Source organism: Leptothrix ochracea (assembly GCF_041083635.1).
Classification (GTDB): Bacteria; Pseudomonadota; Gammaproteobacteria; order Burkholderiales; family Burkholderiaceae_C; genus Sphaerotilus; species Sphaerotilus ochraceus.
Window position 1 is genome coordinate 31,767 of sequence record NZ_JBFPHB010000005.1, and the last position, 15,674, is coordinate 47,440.

Below are 15,674 nucleotides of genomic sequence, written 5' to 3' on the forward strand. Positions count from 1 at the left end.
AGCCGCGAGCTTACGTCAGCCCGCCCAGCTTGGGCAAAGCGTGCAAGGCGTTGGCATGGGTGATGTGTGCGATCTCCACCACGGTCGAACCACGCAATTCAGCCAAAACCGTCGCGATACGCAACAACTCACCGGGCTCGTTACGCATCACGGCCCCAGCCGCCCGCTCAGCCGCCGTGCAATAGCGCCACTGGGGCGCCATGTCGGGCGCGTCGGTTTCCAGCACGAAAGCGTCGGCTGGCAACGAACCCGCCAAGCGACGCAGTTGCAAGGCACGCTCAAAAGTCATGGCCCCGCCAAAACCGAGCTTGAAGCCCAGATCAAGAAAAGCATGCGCTTGCTGATCACTGCCGTTGAACGCGTGGGCAATCCCAGAACGTACCTTGGAGCGCCGCAACAAGGCCAAAAGGCGGTCCACCGCCCGACGTGAATGCAGAATCACCGGCAACCCCACCTCCGCCGCCATGGCCAACTGGGCTGCACACAGCACTTCTTGGCGCGCCTGCGAAGCGGCATCCAAACCCGGCACGAAGAAATCGAGGCCTATTTCACCCACAGCCACCAGATGGGGATCGTCGCGAGCTTGGGCCAGCGCCGCAGCCACTTGCGCCATCACATTCCTTGGCGCGGCCTCGACATACAGCGGATGCACACCCAAGGCGTAAGCATCATGGTGCGCATGAGCCCATGCTTGGACCCTCTTGAAGCTGAACACATCCACGGCGGGCAGCACCAAACGTGACACGCAGGCATCAGCAGCACGGAGGCGAACCTGCGTCCGATCCACATCGAACTCCGGCGCATCCAGATGACAGTGCGTGTCAATCAGGCGCAGTGGGGGATCGGGAGTGGGCATACTGCACGACATCAAAAATATCTTGATGACAAGAAAAGAGGTTCGGTGATGGAACTGATTGAAACCATCGGCGCATTGGCCTTCGTCTACGCCTTGCTCTCGGTGTTGGCATCAAGCCTCAAGGAGGTGATCGAGGCACGCCTGCAACAGCGCAAGGCCGGTCTGAAAAGTGCCGTGGAGGATCTTCTCACGGTCCAAGGCGCTGCGGCCTTGGTGGGCCACGCATCCATTGATGTCATCAATCAGGCCTCCGCCGTCACGGACCCCAGCACACACACCAACTGGCCGAGCTATCTTGACCCGAACACCTTTGCCAAAGCGGTCTATGCACTGGAACTGAGCGATCAGATTCCACCCAACTCGCGTCTCGCCCAAGCCCTGAACGGACTCAAAATTCCAGGCACTGAAAGCGAGCGCGTTCAAGCCATCGTCGGCTTGTACAGCGAACGCATGGACCGACTGCAAGGAACGTTCAAGCGCCAAGCGCAACGTTGGCTTTTAGGCATCGGTTTGGTGTTGGCGGCGGCCCTCAATGCCGACACTGTTGAGCTGGCCCGCGACCTGTCCCAGAACCCAGCTCGGCGCGCCATGATGATGGCGATGGCCCAAAACCAAGCATCCTTCGAGAGCTTGCGCACCAGTTGTCAGCGATCGGCCACCAAGCTTGGGGAAGAGGCCAGCACCGCAGCACATCTGGGTGATACCCGCGCCTTGATGGATTGCTTGACGCCCGAGCTGAGCCGCAGCGGCTTAGGATGGACGCAAGACCGCTGGCATGCTTTGGTCGGATCGGGCTTCAGCATGGCCTTGATCGGCGCCTTGTTGCTCAAACTACTGGGTTATGGGCTGACAGCGTTGGCAGTTTCACTTGGCGCACCGTTCTGGTTTGACTTGCTGGGGAAGGTTTCCAATCTACGCGCCACGCTCAAACCCGCGACCAACCCAGCCGCGTCTTGAGTCCGTCTATTTCATAAAATGTTGCAAAACTCCAACGAGTTGACCTTATGAAGCCCATTTTGTTGCCAAAACACAACGCTTTTGCTCTCCAAAACCCTTGATTCTGGATCAACAGTGCCCCGAGCGTGAAAGATTTGGAAACGTTCTCGATACACTGACGACGTCCCAAGCTGAGGGTCCCGATGAAGAAGTCGTGATAAACGACGCATTCGGGGTCGAAAGCCCAAGATACCGACGCACTGTCCCAAGAAACAAGTTCCCCGGAGAGATTTATGACGAAACGGACCCTCACTGCTGTTTCCGCTGCTGCCGCTCTGGCTGCTGCCCTGCTGCCGATGACCAGCGAAGCTGTTCCCGCCTTTGCACGTCAAACCGGCAAGACCTGCTTGACCTGCCACTTCCAGAATTTCCCGATCCTGAACGCCTACGGCCAAGAATTCAAGGCTGGTGGTTTCGTTGATATCGGCAAGCAAGGCCAGATCAAGGGTCCTGACCTCTCGATCCCCGAAACGCTGAACATGGCCATGGTCGGCAAGTGGCGCGCGGTCAGCACCAATGACTCGGCCAAGACCACGGAATACGGCATTCCCGACGAATTCGGTTTCCTGATCGGTGGCCGTGCTGCGGCTAACGTGGGTTACTTGGTTGAAGCTTCGACGGTGGCCTCGCCTGCTTTGGCCGGCTTCAAGATGCCGATCACTGTGGCCAAGACTGAGGGCGGTACACGCTTCACCGTGGTGCCCTTCGCCACGGGTGGTATCGGTGCCGGCTACGGCATGGAACTGCTGAACACCGGCGCAGTGGCCAACGTTCGTCCCTTCGAACACGGTTTCGCCACCTCTGCCATGCAGTACGTGAACGGCGAATACTCCGCTTGGGGCTTGACTGGCGTGGCGAGCAGCCAAGACTTCTTTGTCAACGTTTCCCGTTGGACTCCGCAATGGAATCCGGCTGGCGTCAAGGGTAGCCCGGATGCCAACTACATCCGCGCAGCATGGCTCGGCAACGTGATGGGCTTTGAATCCGGCGCTGGCGTGCAGATCTTCTCCGGCACCGTGACCGCTGTTGACGCTCTGGCGTCGACAAGCGCCAACACTGGTGGTGCAGCTGGTAGCACCTTTGACGTCAAGTCGACTGCCGTTGACTTCCAAGCTCAAGGCTCCGTGGCTGCGATGCCTTTGGGCATCTGGGCTTCGTATGCCAATGCACCGAAGAGCACTGGCACTGCCGTGAACTTCTTCAACAACAGCACCGTCAGCGACAAGTCGGCGATCGCCATTGGCGCACAGCTGGGTGCATTCCACCACGCTGCTGTCAAGCTCGGCTTCCGCAAGGCGACCGATGGTCAAGGCATGATCGACAACGCTGTGACTGTTGGTGCCAATTACCACTTGGCTCAGAACTTGGGTCTGTTGATTGAACACTCCATCTTCAGCCAAGGTAATAACATTCAGTCGCGGCAAGGTGTGGATGCCAACGGCAACCCGACCGGCGGCAATGCTCGCACCACAGTGATGCTCGAAACGGCTTTCTAATCAAGGATTGCTCCTTCTTTAGAGAACCGCTGAAAAGCGTAGGCGGGATGTCGCAAGGCCTCCCGCCTTTTTCACAATCATTCGCGCCTGTCCCCCTCTTCTCCAACCCTCTTTGTGAAGGACGAACAGTGACCCGCACAAAACCCCAAGCACTGACAGTCCAGCCAGCGGCTCGCTGGTTGCGCTCAGTCGCTTTGACGCTTGCCGCCACCGGCGCGGTTGTCATGGCACCCCACGCCAGCGCAGAGACGCTCGCTGAACGCCTCGAAGTCTGCTCAGGCTGCCATGGTCTTGATGGCAACAGCCCGGTGCCAGACTATCCGAAGCTGGCTGGTCTGGATCAGGAATACATCGTCAAGCAACTGGGTGACTTCAAAGCAGGCCGTCGCGCCAGCATGATCATGTCATCCATGGTTGCGGCGATTGAGCCGAGTGAATTTGCCGGACTGGGCAAGCACTTCTCGGAACAAAAGCGTCAAGCTGCACCGCCAGATGATCCGAAGCTGGCTGCGGATGGCAAGACCATTTTTGATGACGGTATCGTCGGCAGCGCTGTGCCTGCTTGCGCGGGTTGCCACAACGATGACGGTAGCGGCTCGGACAAGTACCCACGCTTGGCACGCCAGTACCCGGCCTATGTCGTTGCTCAACTGAAAGCATTCAAGAGCGGTGAGCGCGCCAACGATGCTCGCGACGCGATGAAAGCGGTCGCCAAGCGGATGTCAGACAAGGAAATCGAAGCTGTCGCTCAATACGTTGCAACCTTGACCGGTGGGGAAGAAGAAGCCGCAGAAGGAGACAAGAAATGAAAAAAGCACTTAAGTGGATCGCACCCCTGCTGGTGTGGGCCGTGACCTTGCCGATGGCGGCCATGGCACAAACCGGTGAAACATCCCCCAGCCCGATCGGTTTTGGCAACAAAGACTACCGCTGGGAACGCATGACGCCCGAGCTGCCCTTGGTGCTGGCTCTGGATCGTGATGCCGCCCGGGGTCGTGAAGCCTATCGCGGCTGCCGTGGTTGCCACAAGGACAGCGGCATTGGCTTGGTTGACGGTACCTACCCGCGTTTGGCGGGTCAGCATGCTCAGGTCATCCTGAAACAAGCCACCGACACCCGTGCCGGGATCCGTGTGAACCCAAAGATGGAACCCTTTGCTGCTGAGCACGTCGTTTCACAACAGGAACTGGCTGACATCGCTGAGTTCCTCTCCAAGGCTCGCACAACCAAGGAAAACGGCAAAGGTGCTGGTGACCCAGCAGAATTGGCCCGTGCCAAGGCCATTTACAACGATCGTGAATGCGGCACCTGCCACGGCGACCTCGGCGAAGGCGTTGCCGGCAAGTTCTATCCGGCTGTTGCTGGTCAGCACTACGGCTATTTGCTGCGCGAACTGGAACAGATCCAAGAAGGCAAGCGTGGTAACGGTCACCCCGACATGATCAAGCGCATGAAGGGTCTGTCAGGCAAGGATCTGGAAGCGCTGTCGGACTACATGTCGCGCATGACGCCTGAATGGGTTCGCAAGGATGCTATGGCTGCTGTCACGCCTGTGGCCGCCCCTGCACCTGCCGCTTCTGCGGGTGCGAAGAAGAAGGCCAAGTAATAAGCTACACACCATCCATTCCCCTGCACCGTACGGTTCATCTGTACGGTGATTCGTGCGAGCATTGGCGCAAGTCATGCTCGCTTTTTCATGCCCATCCACCACAGACAGGGGGCTTGGCGCGACAAGGACCGGAGTACATTCAACACCCCTAGCATGTGCACCACCCGTCATCGAGACCCATTGCCTGCATCTTTGTCATGCACCGCCTGATGCCTCCTCTGCCCCCCACATCGAAGGCTCTTTCGTCCCAGATGAGCGCAAGGATGCCCCTCTTGCGCGGCATGATGGCCCTTGGCCTTGCGTTAAGCAGTAGCTTGCTGGTGTCTTGTGCGAACTACCGGACCCCCGGCATGGGTCTGGCCGTTCATGAGATGGCGGAATCCGGTCATCCTGAAAACAGTGATCTAGACAGCGCGATGCAGCCTCAACCGGCAGCCATGCTTCCCCTGAGACTGGTCTTGGTTCGGATACAGCGAGCGGGCTATCCCTCCATGTATGAACCCTGTTATGGCAACGGTCGGTATTGTGTGTTGACCGTTCGGGAAGTTGAAAGCAATGCCGATTTGGAGCAAATGGCGGATCTACCCCAGGTGGCCAGTCTGATCCCGATCCCGCGCCGATTGATCCCCGATCGCATCAACACCACGCTCGATGTGCGCCGCAATCTTGCCGATGCGCACATTGGTGACATCACCTTGTTCTACTCCATCGATACCCAAGCCCTTGTGGGTGATGACGATGCAGCACCGCTGTCTAAGCTCAAGAAAAGCCTGCAAGTTGATCAGACCGTGACGATGCGATCTCGCATCACCGCCACCTTGGTCGATGTCCGTACAGGGTTCATCTATCTACAGACTCAAACCGATCTCTCGGAAACCCTACCCGGCTGGATTTGGACCCGCCAAGACAGCGCTAACCACGCGCATGAGAACGTCGAGCGCAAAGCTTTTCATGCTTTGGTCGGAGAAATCAGCCGGCACTGGCGCGATGTCATCACGCCCCTTGCTTGGCGTCCCTGATACCGCCTCGGTCCAAGATCAGCTGACGATCACAGCGGGCCGCCAGTCCGGGGTCATGGGTCACGACCACAAACGCCGTGCCCTGCTCACGAGCCAAGTCCAGCATCACCGCAAAGACGCCCGCAGCGGTTTCGCGATCCAAATTGCCGGTCGGCTCATCGGCCAAAACACAGGCGGGCCCACCCACCAACGCCCGAGCGATCGCCACCCGCTGGCGCTCGCCCCCTGAAAGTTCACCTGGCCGATGACGCCCTCTGGCACCCAGCCCAACCCGGTCCAACCACTGACGCGCCTGCACGCGCGCCGCCTCTAGCGGCATGCGGCGAATCAGCAAAGGCATGGCCACGTTGTCTTCGGCGCTGAATTCGGCCAGAAGATGGTGAAACTGGTAGATGAAGCCCAAATAGCGATTGCGCCATTGACCCAACTCGGAAGGTCCCATCTCCGCCAAAAGCCGCCCCATCAACTCGACACGCCCGGTGGTGGGTGTGTCCAGTCCACCGAGCAGATGCAGCAAGGTGCTCTTGCCCGACCCCGAAGCGCCCACCACGGCCACAATCTCACCGCGCTTGATGCACAGATCGACCCCTTGAAGCACCGGTACATCCAGCCCATCGAGGCCGCCTTCGTGGTAACGCTTGCCCAAGTGGGTGGCGATCAAAACCGGCGACTCATTCATAACGCAGCGCTTCCGCAGGATTGACGCGGCTGGCGCGCCAGCTCGGATACAGGGTGGCCAAAAAAGCCAACACCAAAGAAATCAGGGCGATCGGCAGGATGTCGCTCATTTGCGGGTCACTGGGCATGCGGGTGATGAGGTAAATGCTGCCCGGCAAAAAGTTGACGTGCAGCAAGCGCTCCAAAGCCGGCACGATGACGTCGATGTTGAAGGCGACACCCAAGCCCAGCAGCACCCCGGCAGCCGTACCCATCACGCCTGAAGCCGCCCCTTGGACCATGAACAACGCCATGATGGAGCGCGGGCTAGCCCCCAAGGTGCGCAAGATGGCGATGTCGGCACGCTTGTCAGTCACGGTCATCACCAAGGTGGAGACCAAATTGAAGGCCGCCACCGCCACGATCAGGGTCAGGATGATGCCCATCATGCGTTTTTCGATCTGCACGGCGTCGTACCAAGCGGCGTTGGTCCGGGTCCAATCGCGCACACGCCAGCCCTCGCCCAAACGTTGCCCCAAGGCAAAGCCGACCTCCCGTGCCCGGTTTTGATCGGCCAGACGCAACTGCACCCCTTGGGGCCCCCCGCTGCGGAACAGCCGAGCAGCATCGTCGATATGCATCAACGCCATGCTGCTGTCGTACTCGTAGTGCCCAGCGTGGAAGGTGCCCACCACGGTGAGCTGCTTGAGGCGCGGCACAAAACCCGCTGGGGTGGTCTGGCCGTTGGGCGTCACCACCGTGATCACATCACCCTCGGCCACACCCAGCGAGCGGGCCAACTGCGAGCCCAGCACCACGCCCCATCCGCCCGGGACCAACCGACCCGCCAAGGCGCCTTGCTGCAACTGCGCCCCCAACGCCGTCACCGTGGCTTCATCGACGGGAGAGATACCGCGCAGCATCACGCCTTTCATCTCATCGCCACGCGCAATCAAGGCTTGGGAAGAGACAAAAGGGGCCACCGCCTTGACCTCAGGCTGCTGGCGGATCTGCGCGGCCAAGCCTTGCCAATCCCCCAACGGCGCGCCATCCGTTGCAAACACCTCAGCGTGGGCGATCACGCCCAGCATGCGATCACGCACTTCCTTTTGGAAACCGTTCATCACGCTCAGCACGATGATCAAGGCGGCCACGCCCAAGGCGATGCCCAGCATCGAGACGCCCGAGATGAAGGAAATGAAGCCGTTGCGCCGACCGGCGCGGCCCGCGCGGGTATAACGCCAGCCAATGCGAATTTCGTAGGACCAGTTCATGGGATCGGGATCCTATAGGGTTGGCCTTAAGGTCCTACGAAAGCCACTTACCTGTACGCTAGAGGGCTGATAATGCCGAAGACCGTCCCACGACCATGCCCACCCCTTCTACTGCCTGCGTCTCCACGGCTGAAATTCAGGCAGTGCAACTGCGTTTGTTGGCCGAACGAACCCTGATCTCGGTCAAAAGCAGCTTCATCGGCCTGCTCCTCATCGGCATCACCCAAGCCAGCAGTGTCGCTTGGGAGTGGTTATGTGGCTTCATCGTGCTTCGACTGATCAGCATGGCTTACAACCATCAACTCTGTCGCTCGATCCTGAGCCAAGAGCCTCGAACCGCGCTGGGCCAAGGCGCGTTGAATCGCTTGGAATGGGGTTTGTTGACCAGCGGCATCACGTGGGGTCTGGCGGCGTGGATGCTGCCCCATGTCATCGGGGCTGAACTTCCGGCGCATGCCTTGATCATTTTGTTGATTGGCGTCAGCGGCATCATGATGAACACAGCCGCCATCACCCGCCGGGCCTTGCATTTCTTCCTCTGGGGGATGTGGTCGGTGGTTTTAGGACGGGTGCTCTGGGGTAACAACGATCCGTACACCCATTTCTTGCTCGCCGGTGGTGTGTCCTACGCGGGTCTATCGCTGGTTCATGGCTTGCAACTTCATGCACAGAGTTTGGCGGGCATCACCGCAGGCCTTGAAAATCGCCGGCTGCTGACCGCCATGACCGAAGCCAGTCAGCGTGAGCAAGCCCAAGGTCTGGCCCTTGCCCAAGCCAATTTACGCCTCGAAGCGGCCCTGGCCCGCACCAAGACCTTGGCCTCTTTTGATGAACTCACCGGTTTGATGAATCGACGCGCGTTCCACGAAAGGCTGCGGTTCGAAATCGCCGCACAACGGCGCCACGAAGAGCCGGCAGCGTTGCTCCTGCTGGATCTGGACTATTTCAAGAGCATCAACGACCGCTTTGGTCATCAAATTGGCGATGCTGTGCTGCGAAGCACCGCCAACACGCTCAAGAGCATGCTGCGCGAGGCCGATTTGCTCGCCCGCTGGGGTGGCGAAGAATTTCTGATTGTGCTGCCACGCACCCGGATCGATGAAGCCGGCTTCGCGGCCGAACGGCTGCGGCGGGCCCTCGAAAGCACCCAAATTCACGTCACCGCCGACCATGAGATCGCAGAGACCCCCACGCCTCAGGGACAAAGCATCGCCTTCTCAGCCTCTTTCGGCGTGGCCGAAATGCACCCGGGCCTGACCTTGGACACCGTACTCAGTCACGCCGATCGCGCCCTCTACGCGGCCAAAGCGGGCGGTCGCAATCGGGTCTGCTTGGGTGGCCCCAATCTTGAGATCCAAGATCTCACCGCCGCCACCGTTGAACCCGACACCACGCTCTTTGTGCCATGGGCTTGAATTTGATCCTAGCCCATGCCTCGGCGTCCTCCGAAGCCGGTACCGCTGCGCTGGCTCACTTGCATCACCAGCATTTTGAATGGCCCCATCTGCGCCAACTCCTCGGCCTGATGCGCCCAAGCAGGCGGCTTGAAGGCGACGACGACAGCTTGAGCATCCCGCATGAAACCGTGCTGGCCCAAGCCTTGGGGTGGCACGGCGAGGATGGCCGCTGGCCTTGGGCAGCCCGGAGCGCCCAGCAAGATGGCATTCTTGAGGCCTCGATGGCGACGACTGACGCTGCCACCGGCTGGGGCCTGCTCACCCCGTGCCACTGGCATGTGGGCAGCGATCAAATCAGCATGCTCGATCCAGCTGGGTTGAACCTCAGCGCCGCAGAATCCCACGCCTTGCTGGCCGCTCTGCGGCCCTCCTTTGAGGCCGAAGGCTGGCCGCTGGATGGGGGCGCAGCGTTGCGCTGGTACACCCGCCATGCGGTGTTGGCCGATTTGCCCACCGCGTCGCTCGACCGCGCCATCGGCCACTCGATCCATCTTTGGTTGCACGACACCCGCCCGGTGGCGCGCCGCCTACGGCGCTTGCAAGTCGAAGCGCAAATGCTCTGGCACGAGCACCCCGTCAACCAAGCCCGCGAAGCGCGCGGTGAGCTGAGCGTCAATTCCTTCTGGATCAGCGGCTGCGGCCGCCCCCAAGCCCAGCAAGCACCCTCACCCGACATGAGGGTCCAGCTTGAAGACGCCCTGCGGGCGCCGCTGCTGGCGGGTGACTGGGCCGCGTGGTGCCAGACGTGGCGCGAGCTGGACGCCCAGTTGATGGCCGACTTGGTGGCCCGTGTACAACGCGGCGAACAGGTCCGGCTCACGCTTTGCGGTGAGCGGCATGCGCAGACGTTTGACAGCCATCCCCGGCCCTCGTGGCTCGATCAGCTCAAAAGCCTGGGGCAGCGCTGGCAACCGAATCCCGTCGGCCCCTTGTTGGCGGCCCTTTGATGCCTCTTGATCTGATCACGCGCTGAACCCCCTGCGACCCATCACCTTCACCCATGACCTCTCCCCACCTTGTCCGGCGTGATGCCCCGCCACGCACTCTTTGGAGCTTGGAGCAAGCCGGTGTTCATCCGCTCTTGGCGCGTCTTTACGCCGCACGCGGGGTCGGCAACGCCGCTGAGCTGGACGACAGCTTGGGCCAGCTTCTGCCGCCCACGCAGCTCCTCGGTGCCGCAGCCGCTGCCACGCTGCTGGCTGACGCCCTGCAAGCCGGTCAGCGCATGGTGGTGGTGGCCGACTACGACTGCGACGGCGCCACCGCCTGCGCGGTGGCACTGCGCGGCTTGGGTTTGCTGGGTGCACGGCCCGGCCAAGTGGCCTATGTGGTGCCCGACCGCACCGTGCATGGCTACGGCCTGACGCCCACCATCGTCGATCTGGCGCTCGGATCGACGGAAGGTGCCTCAGCCGACGCCCCGGGGCTGCTGATCACGGTGGATAACGGCATCGCCAGCTTGGAGGGCGTGGCGCACGCCCGGCAGCGCGGCTGGCAGGTGCTGGTCACCGATCACCACTTACCCGCAGCCCCGGGCGGCGTGGTGCAACTGCCCACAGCCAACGTGATCGTCAACCCGAACCAGCCCGACTGCCCCTTCGCCAGCAAGGCCTTGGCCGGCGTGGGCGTGATGTTCTATGTGCTGCTGGCCCTGCGGGCTGAACTCCGCCAGCGCGGTGCCTTTGACGCCCGCAACCAGCCTCGGCTCGACGCCCTGCTCGACTTGGTCGCCTTGGGCACCGTGGCCGACGTGGTGGCGCTGGACGCCAACAACCGCCGACTGGTGGCTCAAGGCTTGAAGCGCATGCGCGCCGGTCACCTTCAACCCGGTTTGGCGGCCCTTTTTGCCGCCGCTGGACGCGATCCCGCCCGCGCCAGCACCCAAGACCTGGGCTTCGCCCTCGGCCCGCGTCTGAACGCTGCGGGCCGCTTGGCCGATATGCGTTTGGGCATCGAGTGCTTGCTCACCGACGACCGCGCCCGGGCGGCTGAACTGGCGCAAGCGCTGGACGCCATCAACCGCGAGCGCCGCCACGTCGAAGCCGGCATGCGCGAACAGGCCGACGCCATGCTGGCGCACCTCGACCCGCAAGCCAGCGCAGCCTCAGACCCCAGCACGCACGCTCAAGACCCAAACCGTCCCCCGGTGCTGGTGATCTTCGATCCCGCCTTCCACGAAGGCGTGGTCGGCATCGTCGCCGGGCGGCTCAAGGACCGCTGGCATCGCCCGGTCTTCGTCCTTGCCCGGGGGCTGGACGGGCATCTGAAAGGCTCGGGACGCTCGATTGCCGGTTTTCATCTGCGCGACGCCCTAGATTTGGTCGCCAAACGGCACCCCGAGGTCCTGAAACGCTTCGGCGGTCACGCCATGGCGGCTGGCTGCACCTTGGCCGAAGAACACTTGGGCACCTTCCGCGAAGCGCTGGAACGCATCGGCCTCGAACAACTCGACGCCGCCACCTTGCAACGCAAACTGCTCACCGACGGGCCGCTGGCGGTCGAAAACTTCACCACCGAAACCGTGCAACTGCTCCAGTCGCAGGTCTGGGGCCAAGCCTTTGAAGCGCCGCTGTTCGTCAACGACGTGACCGTGGTCTCGCAGCGCCGCGTCGGCGAAAACCACCTCAAACTCCAGATCCGCCTCGACGACGACCCCCAAGCCACCCTGCGCGACGCCATCTGGTTCCAACACACCCAACCCCTGCCCGACCACACCCGCCTCGCCTTCCGCTTGAGCCTCGACGAATTCCAAGGCCGCCAGAAGATTCAGTTGATGGTGGAGGCCACAGGAGCCTGATCACTGCGCCGCCAGCTGCGCTCGCAAGCCATGGCGAACAGGCCGAGGAGGCAGAGCCACTGGATACCGCTCAGGCCCAAGGGATAGGTATAGGGCACGGGTTTGATCGCGTCGATCAGCAAGCGCCAGAGCAAGTAACTCGCGATCAGGGCGCGAAACGCCAAACCGGCTTCGTGGGCCAAGGGTTGGGCCCACCAGCGGTGCGTGGATAAGGCGGCGGCGGCCAAAAGCCATTCGTACAACTGCGTGGGGTGCCGGGGGATGCCATCGCCGAAATCGATACCCCACGGCATCTCGGTGGGCAGACCGTAGGTGCCGTCGTTCAAGCCGGCCAGAAAACAACCGATACGGCCGATCAAAATGCCCACCAGAATCGGGCGCACAAAATCATCACCCGTTCGGCTGCGGACCCCAGCGATTTTTTTGCCGACTTCAACACCCAGCCAACCACCCAGTAAGCCGCCGACAATCGACTGCCCCGAAAACCAAACCGAGATATCGCCGGCCTGCGCGGCCCACAGATGGGGATACTCCAGCCAAAACACCAGCTTGTTACCCAGTCCCGCCCCGATCAAACACCCAGCCACCACCGGAAAACCTGTGGCACCCAACAGCGGCGACCCGACACTTTTGGCCGCACGAATGCTCCGATACATCCAAAACCCGCCAGCCAAGGCCAACCACTCGAAAACGTAGTGAACGGCGTGGGCAACCAGCGGATCGCGAATCATCCCTTTGCAGCCATCAACCGAGAACGGGCCTCAGCGTATTCGCGTCGCAGGCGGGCGATCCGTTCAGCCGCAGGCAGCACGGCGTCGATGGCACCGATGCCTTGGCCGCAGCCCCAGATGTCTTTCCAAGCTTTGGCAGCGATATCGCCGCCAAAATTCATGGCGCTTGGATCGCTTTCGGGCAGGTGATCGGGGTCGAGTCCGGCCGCCCGGATCGAGGGTTTGAGGTAGTTGCCGTGGACGCCGGTGAACAGGTTGCTGTAGACGATGTCGTCGCTGGTCGAATCGACGATGCACTGCTTGTAGGCCTCGGCGGCGCGCGCCTCGTCGGTGGCGATGAAAGCTGAGCCGATGTAGGCGAAATCGGCTCCACAAGCTTGGGCGGCGAGCACCGCGCCCCCCGTGGCGATGGCCCCCGAGAGGGCCAGCGGGCCGTCAAACCAGGCGCGAATTTCTTGGATCAGCGCAAACGGGCTCTTGACCCCCGCATGCCCCCCGGCGCCAGCCGCCACCGCGATCAGCCCATCCGCGCCCTTCTCGATGGCTTTTTGGGCGAAGGTGTTGTTGATGACGTCATGCAACACCACCCCGCCCCAAGCGTGAACGGCCGCGTTGACATCACTGCGCGCGCCCAGCGAGGTGATGATGATCGGCACCTTGTGCTTGGCACAGAGCGCCAAATCGCGCTCCAGCCGGTCGTTGCTTTTGTGGACGATCTGATTGATGGCAAAGGGCGCGGACGGTTGATCCGGGTGCGCCGCATCCCAAGCTGCCAAAGCCTCGGTGATCTCAGCCAACCAGTCATCCAACTGCTCCGCCGGCCGCGCATTGAGCGCCGGCATCGCCCCCACTACCCCCGACGTGCACTGAGCAATCACCAGCTTGGGGTTGCCGATGATGAACAGCGGCGCACCGATGACCGGCAACGCCGCCCGCCCAAGCCAAGCGGCAAGGGTGTTCAAAACGACTCCAGCGCCAGCGCGCAGGCGGAATCACCGCCTTGGACAATGCTGTCGCGCAAGCCCGGCACCTTGACGAGGATGTGCTCGGCGTAGAAGCGGGCGGTGGCGATCTTGGCTTGCATGAAGGCGGTGTCCTCACCTTCGTTCAAGCTATCTTGGGCGGCCAGCATGGCGCGGCCCATTTGCCAGCCAGCCATCAGGTTGCCAGCCAACATCAGGTACGGCACAGAACCAGCAAAGACCGCGTTGGGCTGCGTCTTGACGTGGGTGGCGACGAAGCTCACCACCTCAAGGAAGGCCATCCGGGCCGCTTTGAGGCGCTGGGCAACGACTTGCGAGGCCGCGTCGCGGGCGTCGAGCGCGGCTTCGGTCAGCTCGATTTGTGCGGCGATGGTGCGGGCCGTTTGACCACCGTCGCGCGCCGTCTTGCGGCCGACAAGATCATTGGCTTGGATCGCGGTGGTGCCTTCATAGATGGTCAGGATCTTGGCGTCGCGGTAGTACTGCGCCGCACCGGTTTCCTCGATGAAACCCATCCCGCCATGGACTTGGACGCCCAAGGACGTCACTTCCAAGCTCATCTCGGTGCTGTAGCCCTTAATCAGCGGCACCATGAATTCGTAGAAAGCTTGGCTGGCCTTGCGCGTCTCGGCGTCGGGATGCTGGTGCGCCGTGTCATAGGCGGCCCCGGCCACCAGTGCCAACGAGCGGCAACCCTCGGTGTAAGCGCGCATGGTCATGAGCATGCGGCGCACATCGGGGTGATGCAGGATCGGGCCGGCAGCCGGCAGCGAGCCATCGACCGGCCGAGACTGGATGCGGTCCCGGGCGTACTGCACCGCCTTTTGATAAGCCCGCTCAGCCACCGCGATGCCTTGCACCCCCACCGCAAAGCGGGCGGCGTTCATCATGATGAACATGTACTCCAGCCCACGGTTTTCCTGGCCGATGAGATACCCCACTGCACCACCGTGGTCGCCAAATTGCAGCACCGCTGTTGGGCTGGCCTTGATGCCCATCTTGTGTTCGATGGAAACGCAGTGCGCGTCGTTGCGTGCGCCCAAAGAGCCGTCAGCGTTCACCATGAATTTGGGCACGATGAACAGGCTGATGCCCTTCACGCCTTCGGGCGCACCCACCACCCGGGCCAGCACCAAATGGACGATGTTCTCGGCCATGTCGTGCTCACCGTAGGTGATGAAAATCTTGGTGCCGAAGATCTTGTAGGAACCGTCCGGCTGCGGCTCGGCCTTGGTGCGCACCGCCGCCAGATCGGAGCCGGCTTGCGGCTCGGTCAGGTTCATGGTGCCGGTCCAACGGCCTTCGATCATCGGCGGGATCCACGTCTGCTGCTGCTCGGGTGAGCCGGCCGTGAGCAGCGCTTCGATGGCCCCGTCGGTCAGCAGCGGACAAAGCGCAAAGCTCAAATTCGCGCTGTTGATCATCTCAATGCAAGCCGCCCCGATGGCTTTGGGCAAGCCTTGGCCGCCAAAGTCCTCGGGATGTTGCAAGCCTTGCCAGCCCCCGGCCCCGAATTGTTCAAACGCTTCCTTGAAACCGGGTGTGGTCCGGACCTCGCCACCGTCAAACGACGACGGGTGGATGTCCCCTTCGCGGTTCAAAGGTGCGACCACGCCCTCGTTGAACTTGGCACATTCCTCCAGCACAGCCGCAGCCGTGTCGAGTCCCGCTGCCTCAAAAGCCGGCAGCTGGGTGAGTTGCTCCAAGCCGGCCAATTCCTTGAGGCCGAACAGGAAGTCCTTGACGGGAGCGCGGTAAGTCATGGCTCGAATCTTTCGTGGGAACGGGTGATAAGGGGG

General features: G+C 61.8%; 14 protein-coding genes. 8 read left to right on the forward strand and 6 right to left on the reverse strand.

The window, feature by feature from the left end; translation table 11 throughout:
* Positions 1-10: 10 nt before the first annotated feature.
* A complete protein-coding gene (locus AB3X39_RS01695; RefSeq protein WP_369415625.1) occupies positions 11-856 on the reverse strand; it encodes a TatD family hydrolase in 846 nt (281 codons plus the stop codon).
* Between the two features lie 48 nt (positions 857-904).
* Here AB3X39_RS01695 and AB3X39_RS01700 point away from each other — a divergent pair, with 48 nt between their 5' ends.
* The 5 genes from AB3X39_RS01700 (at position 905) to AB3X39_RS01720 (ending at position 5,976) form a co-directional block, all read left to right on the forward strand.
* Positions 905-1,813 carry a hypothetical protein gene (locus tag AB3X39_RS01700; RefSeq protein ID WP_369415626.1) on the forward strand — a complete coding sequence of 303 codons (909 nt, stop codon included), beginning with the start codon at positions 905-907 and terminating at the stop codon, positions 1,811-1,813.
* Positions 1,814-2,085: 272 nt separating this feature from the next.
* Positions 2,086-3,348, forward strand: a complete 1,263-nt coding sequence (locus tag AB3X39_RS01705; protein WP_369415627.1) for a hypothetical protein — start codon at positions 2,086-2,088, stop codon at positions 3,346-3,348.
* A 128-nt stretch (positions 3,349-3,476) separates the two neighbouring features.
* Entirely contained in the window at positions 3,477-4,157 is a 681-nt protein-coding gene (locus AB3X39_RS01710; protein WP_369415628.1) for a c-type cytochrome, read from the forward strand.
* Entirely contained in the window at positions 4,154-4,954 is an 801-nt protein-coding gene (locus AB3X39_RS01715) for a c-type cytochrome (protein WP_369415629.1), read from the forward strand. Before AB3X39_RS01710 ends, AB3X39_RS01715 begins: the two co-directional genes overlap by 4 nt.
* 266 nt (positions 4,955-5,220) lie before the next feature.
* Positions 5,221-5,976: a hypothetical protein gene (locus tag AB3X39_RS01720; RefSeq protein WP_369415630.1), complete on the forward strand. Its 756-nt coding sequence runs from the start codon at positions 5,221-5,223 to the stop codon at positions 5,974-5,976.
* On the opposite strand, the gene AB3X39_RS01725 is transcribed toward AB3X39_RS01720, so the two are convergent.
* Both AB3X39_RS01725 and AB3X39_RS01730 read right to left on the reverse strand, forming a co-directional pair.
* Complete coding sequence (locus AB3X39_RS01725) at positions 5,951-6,655, reverse strand: ABC transporter ATP-binding protein (RefSeq protein ID WP_369415631.1); 705 nt, start codon at positions 6,653-6,655, stop codon at positions 5,951-5,953. The genes AB3X39_RS01720 and AB3X39_RS01725 overlap by 26 nt on opposite strands.
* Positions 6,648-7,907 carry a lipoprotein-releasing ABC transporter permease subunit gene (locus tag AB3X39_RS01730; RefSeq protein WP_369415632.1) on the reverse strand — a complete coding sequence of 420 codons (1,260 nt, stop codon included), beginning with the start codon at positions 7,905-7,907 and terminating at the stop codon, positions 6,648-6,650. Before AB3X39_RS01730 ends, AB3X39_RS01725 begins: the two co-directional genes overlap by 8 nt.
* A gap of 95 nt (positions 7,908-8,002) precedes the next feature.
* Between AB3X39_RS01730 and AB3X39_RS01735 the strand changes: the two genes are divergently transcribed.
* From AB3X39_RS01735 to recJ, 3 genes are read left to right on the forward strand one after another with little or no spacing between them, the layout of a single operon-like run.
* Positions 8,003-9,322, forward strand: coding sequence for a GGDEF domain-containing protein (locus AB3X39_RS01735; protein WP_369415633.1), 1,320 nt, complete (start codon positions 8,003-8,005; stop codon positions 9,320-9,322).
* Positions 9,313-10,311 (forward strand): hypothetical protein, encoded by a 999-nt coding sequence (locus tag AB3X39_RS01740; protein ID WP_369415634.1) that lies wholly within the window; start codon positions 9,313-9,315, stop codon positions 10,309-10,311. The genes AB3X39_RS01735 and AB3X39_RS01740 overlap by 10 nt, the downstream gene beginning before the upstream one ends.
* Before the next feature lie 53 nt (positions 10,312-10,364).
* Positions 10,365-12,161 (forward strand): single-stranded-DNA-specific exonuclease RecJ, encoded by a 1,797-nt coding sequence (gene recJ, locus AB3X39_RS01745; protein ID WP_369415635.1) that lies wholly within the window; start codon positions 10,365-10,367, stop codon positions 12,159-12,161.
* Here the strand turns inward: recJ and AB3X39_RS01750 are convergent.
* Genes AB3X39_RS01750 through AB3X39_RS01760 form a run of 3 tightly spaced genes read right to left on the reverse strand, consistent with a single transcriptional unit; the run spans position 12,131 to position 15,638 of the window.
* Complete coding sequence (locus AB3X39_RS01750) at positions 12,131-12,892, reverse strand: prolipoprotein diacylglyceryl transferase (protein WP_369415636.1); 762 nt, start codon at positions 12,890-12,892, stop codon at positions 12,131-12,133. The two genes, recJ and AB3X39_RS01750, sit on opposite strands and share 31 nt — an antisense overlap.
* On the reverse strand, positions 12,889-13,854 hold the full coding sequence (locus AB3X39_RS01755) for an NAD(P)H-dependent flavin oxidoreductase (RefSeq protein WP_369415637.1): 966 nt from the start codon (positions 13,852-13,854) through the stop codon (positions 12,889-12,891). The genes AB3X39_RS01750 and AB3X39_RS01755 overlap by 4 nt, the downstream gene beginning before the upstream one ends.
* A complete protein-coding gene (locus tag AB3X39_RS01760; protein ID WP_369415638.1) occupies positions 13,851-15,638 on the reverse strand; it encodes an acyl-CoA dehydrogenase family protein in 1,788 nt (595 codons plus the stop codon). The genes AB3X39_RS01755 and AB3X39_RS01760 overlap by 4 nt, the downstream gene beginning before the upstream one ends.
* Positions 15,639-15,674: the final 36 nt, after the last annotated feature.

Excerpts from the sequence above, each read along its gene's own strand:
- AB3X39_RS01760 (WP_369415638.1), bottom strand. The coding sequence starts at position 15,638 with ATGACTTACCGCGCTCCCGTCAAGGACTTCCTGTTCGGCCTCAAGGAA.
- AB3X39_RS01725 (WP_369415631.1), bottom strand. The coding sequence starts at position 6,655 with ATGAATGAGTCGCCGGTTTTGATCGCCACCCACTTGGGCAAGCGTTAC.
- AB3X39_RS01735 (WP_369415633.1), top strand. The coding sequence starts at position 8,003 with ATGCCCACCCCTTCTACTGCCTGCGTCTCCACGGCTGAAATTCAGGCA.
- AB3X39_RS01715 (WP_369415629.1), top strand. The coding sequence starts at position 4,154 with ATGAAAAAAGCACTTAAGTGGATCGCACCCCTGCTGGTGTGGGCCGTG.
- AB3X39_RS01705 (WP_369415627.1), top strand. The coding sequence starts at position 2,086 with ATGACGAAACGGACCCTCACTGCTGTTTCCGCTGCTGCCGCTCTGGCT.
- AB3X39_RS01695 (WP_369415625.1), bottom strand. The coding sequence starts at position 856 with ATGCCCACTCCCGATCCCCCACTGCGCCTGATTGACACGCACTGTCAT.
- AB3X39_RS01740 (WP_369415634.1), top strand. The coding sequence starts at position 9,313 with ATGGGCTTGAATTTGATCCTAGCCCATGCCTCGGCGTCCTCCGAAGCC.
- AB3X39_RS01720 (WP_369415630.1), top strand. The coding sequence starts at position 5,221 with ATGCCCCTCTTGCGCGGCATGATGGCCCTTGGCCTTGCGTTAAGCAGT.
- AB3X39_RS01750 (WP_369415636.1), bottom strand. The coding sequence starts at position 12,892 with ATGATTCGCGATCCGCTGGTTGCCCACGCCGTTCACTACGTTTTCGAG.
- recJ (WP_369415635.1), top strand. The coding sequence starts at position 10,365 with ATGACCTCTCCCCACCTTGTCCGGCGTGATGCCCCGCCACGCACTCTT.
- AB3X39_RS01730 (WP_369415632.1), bottom strand. The coding sequence starts at position 7,907 with ATGAACTGGTCCTACGAAATTCGCATTGGCTGGCGTTATACCCGCGCG.
- AB3X39_RS01700 (WP_369415626.1), top strand. The coding sequence starts at position 905 with ATGGAACTGATTGAAACCATCGGCGCATTGGCCTTCGTCTACGCCTTG.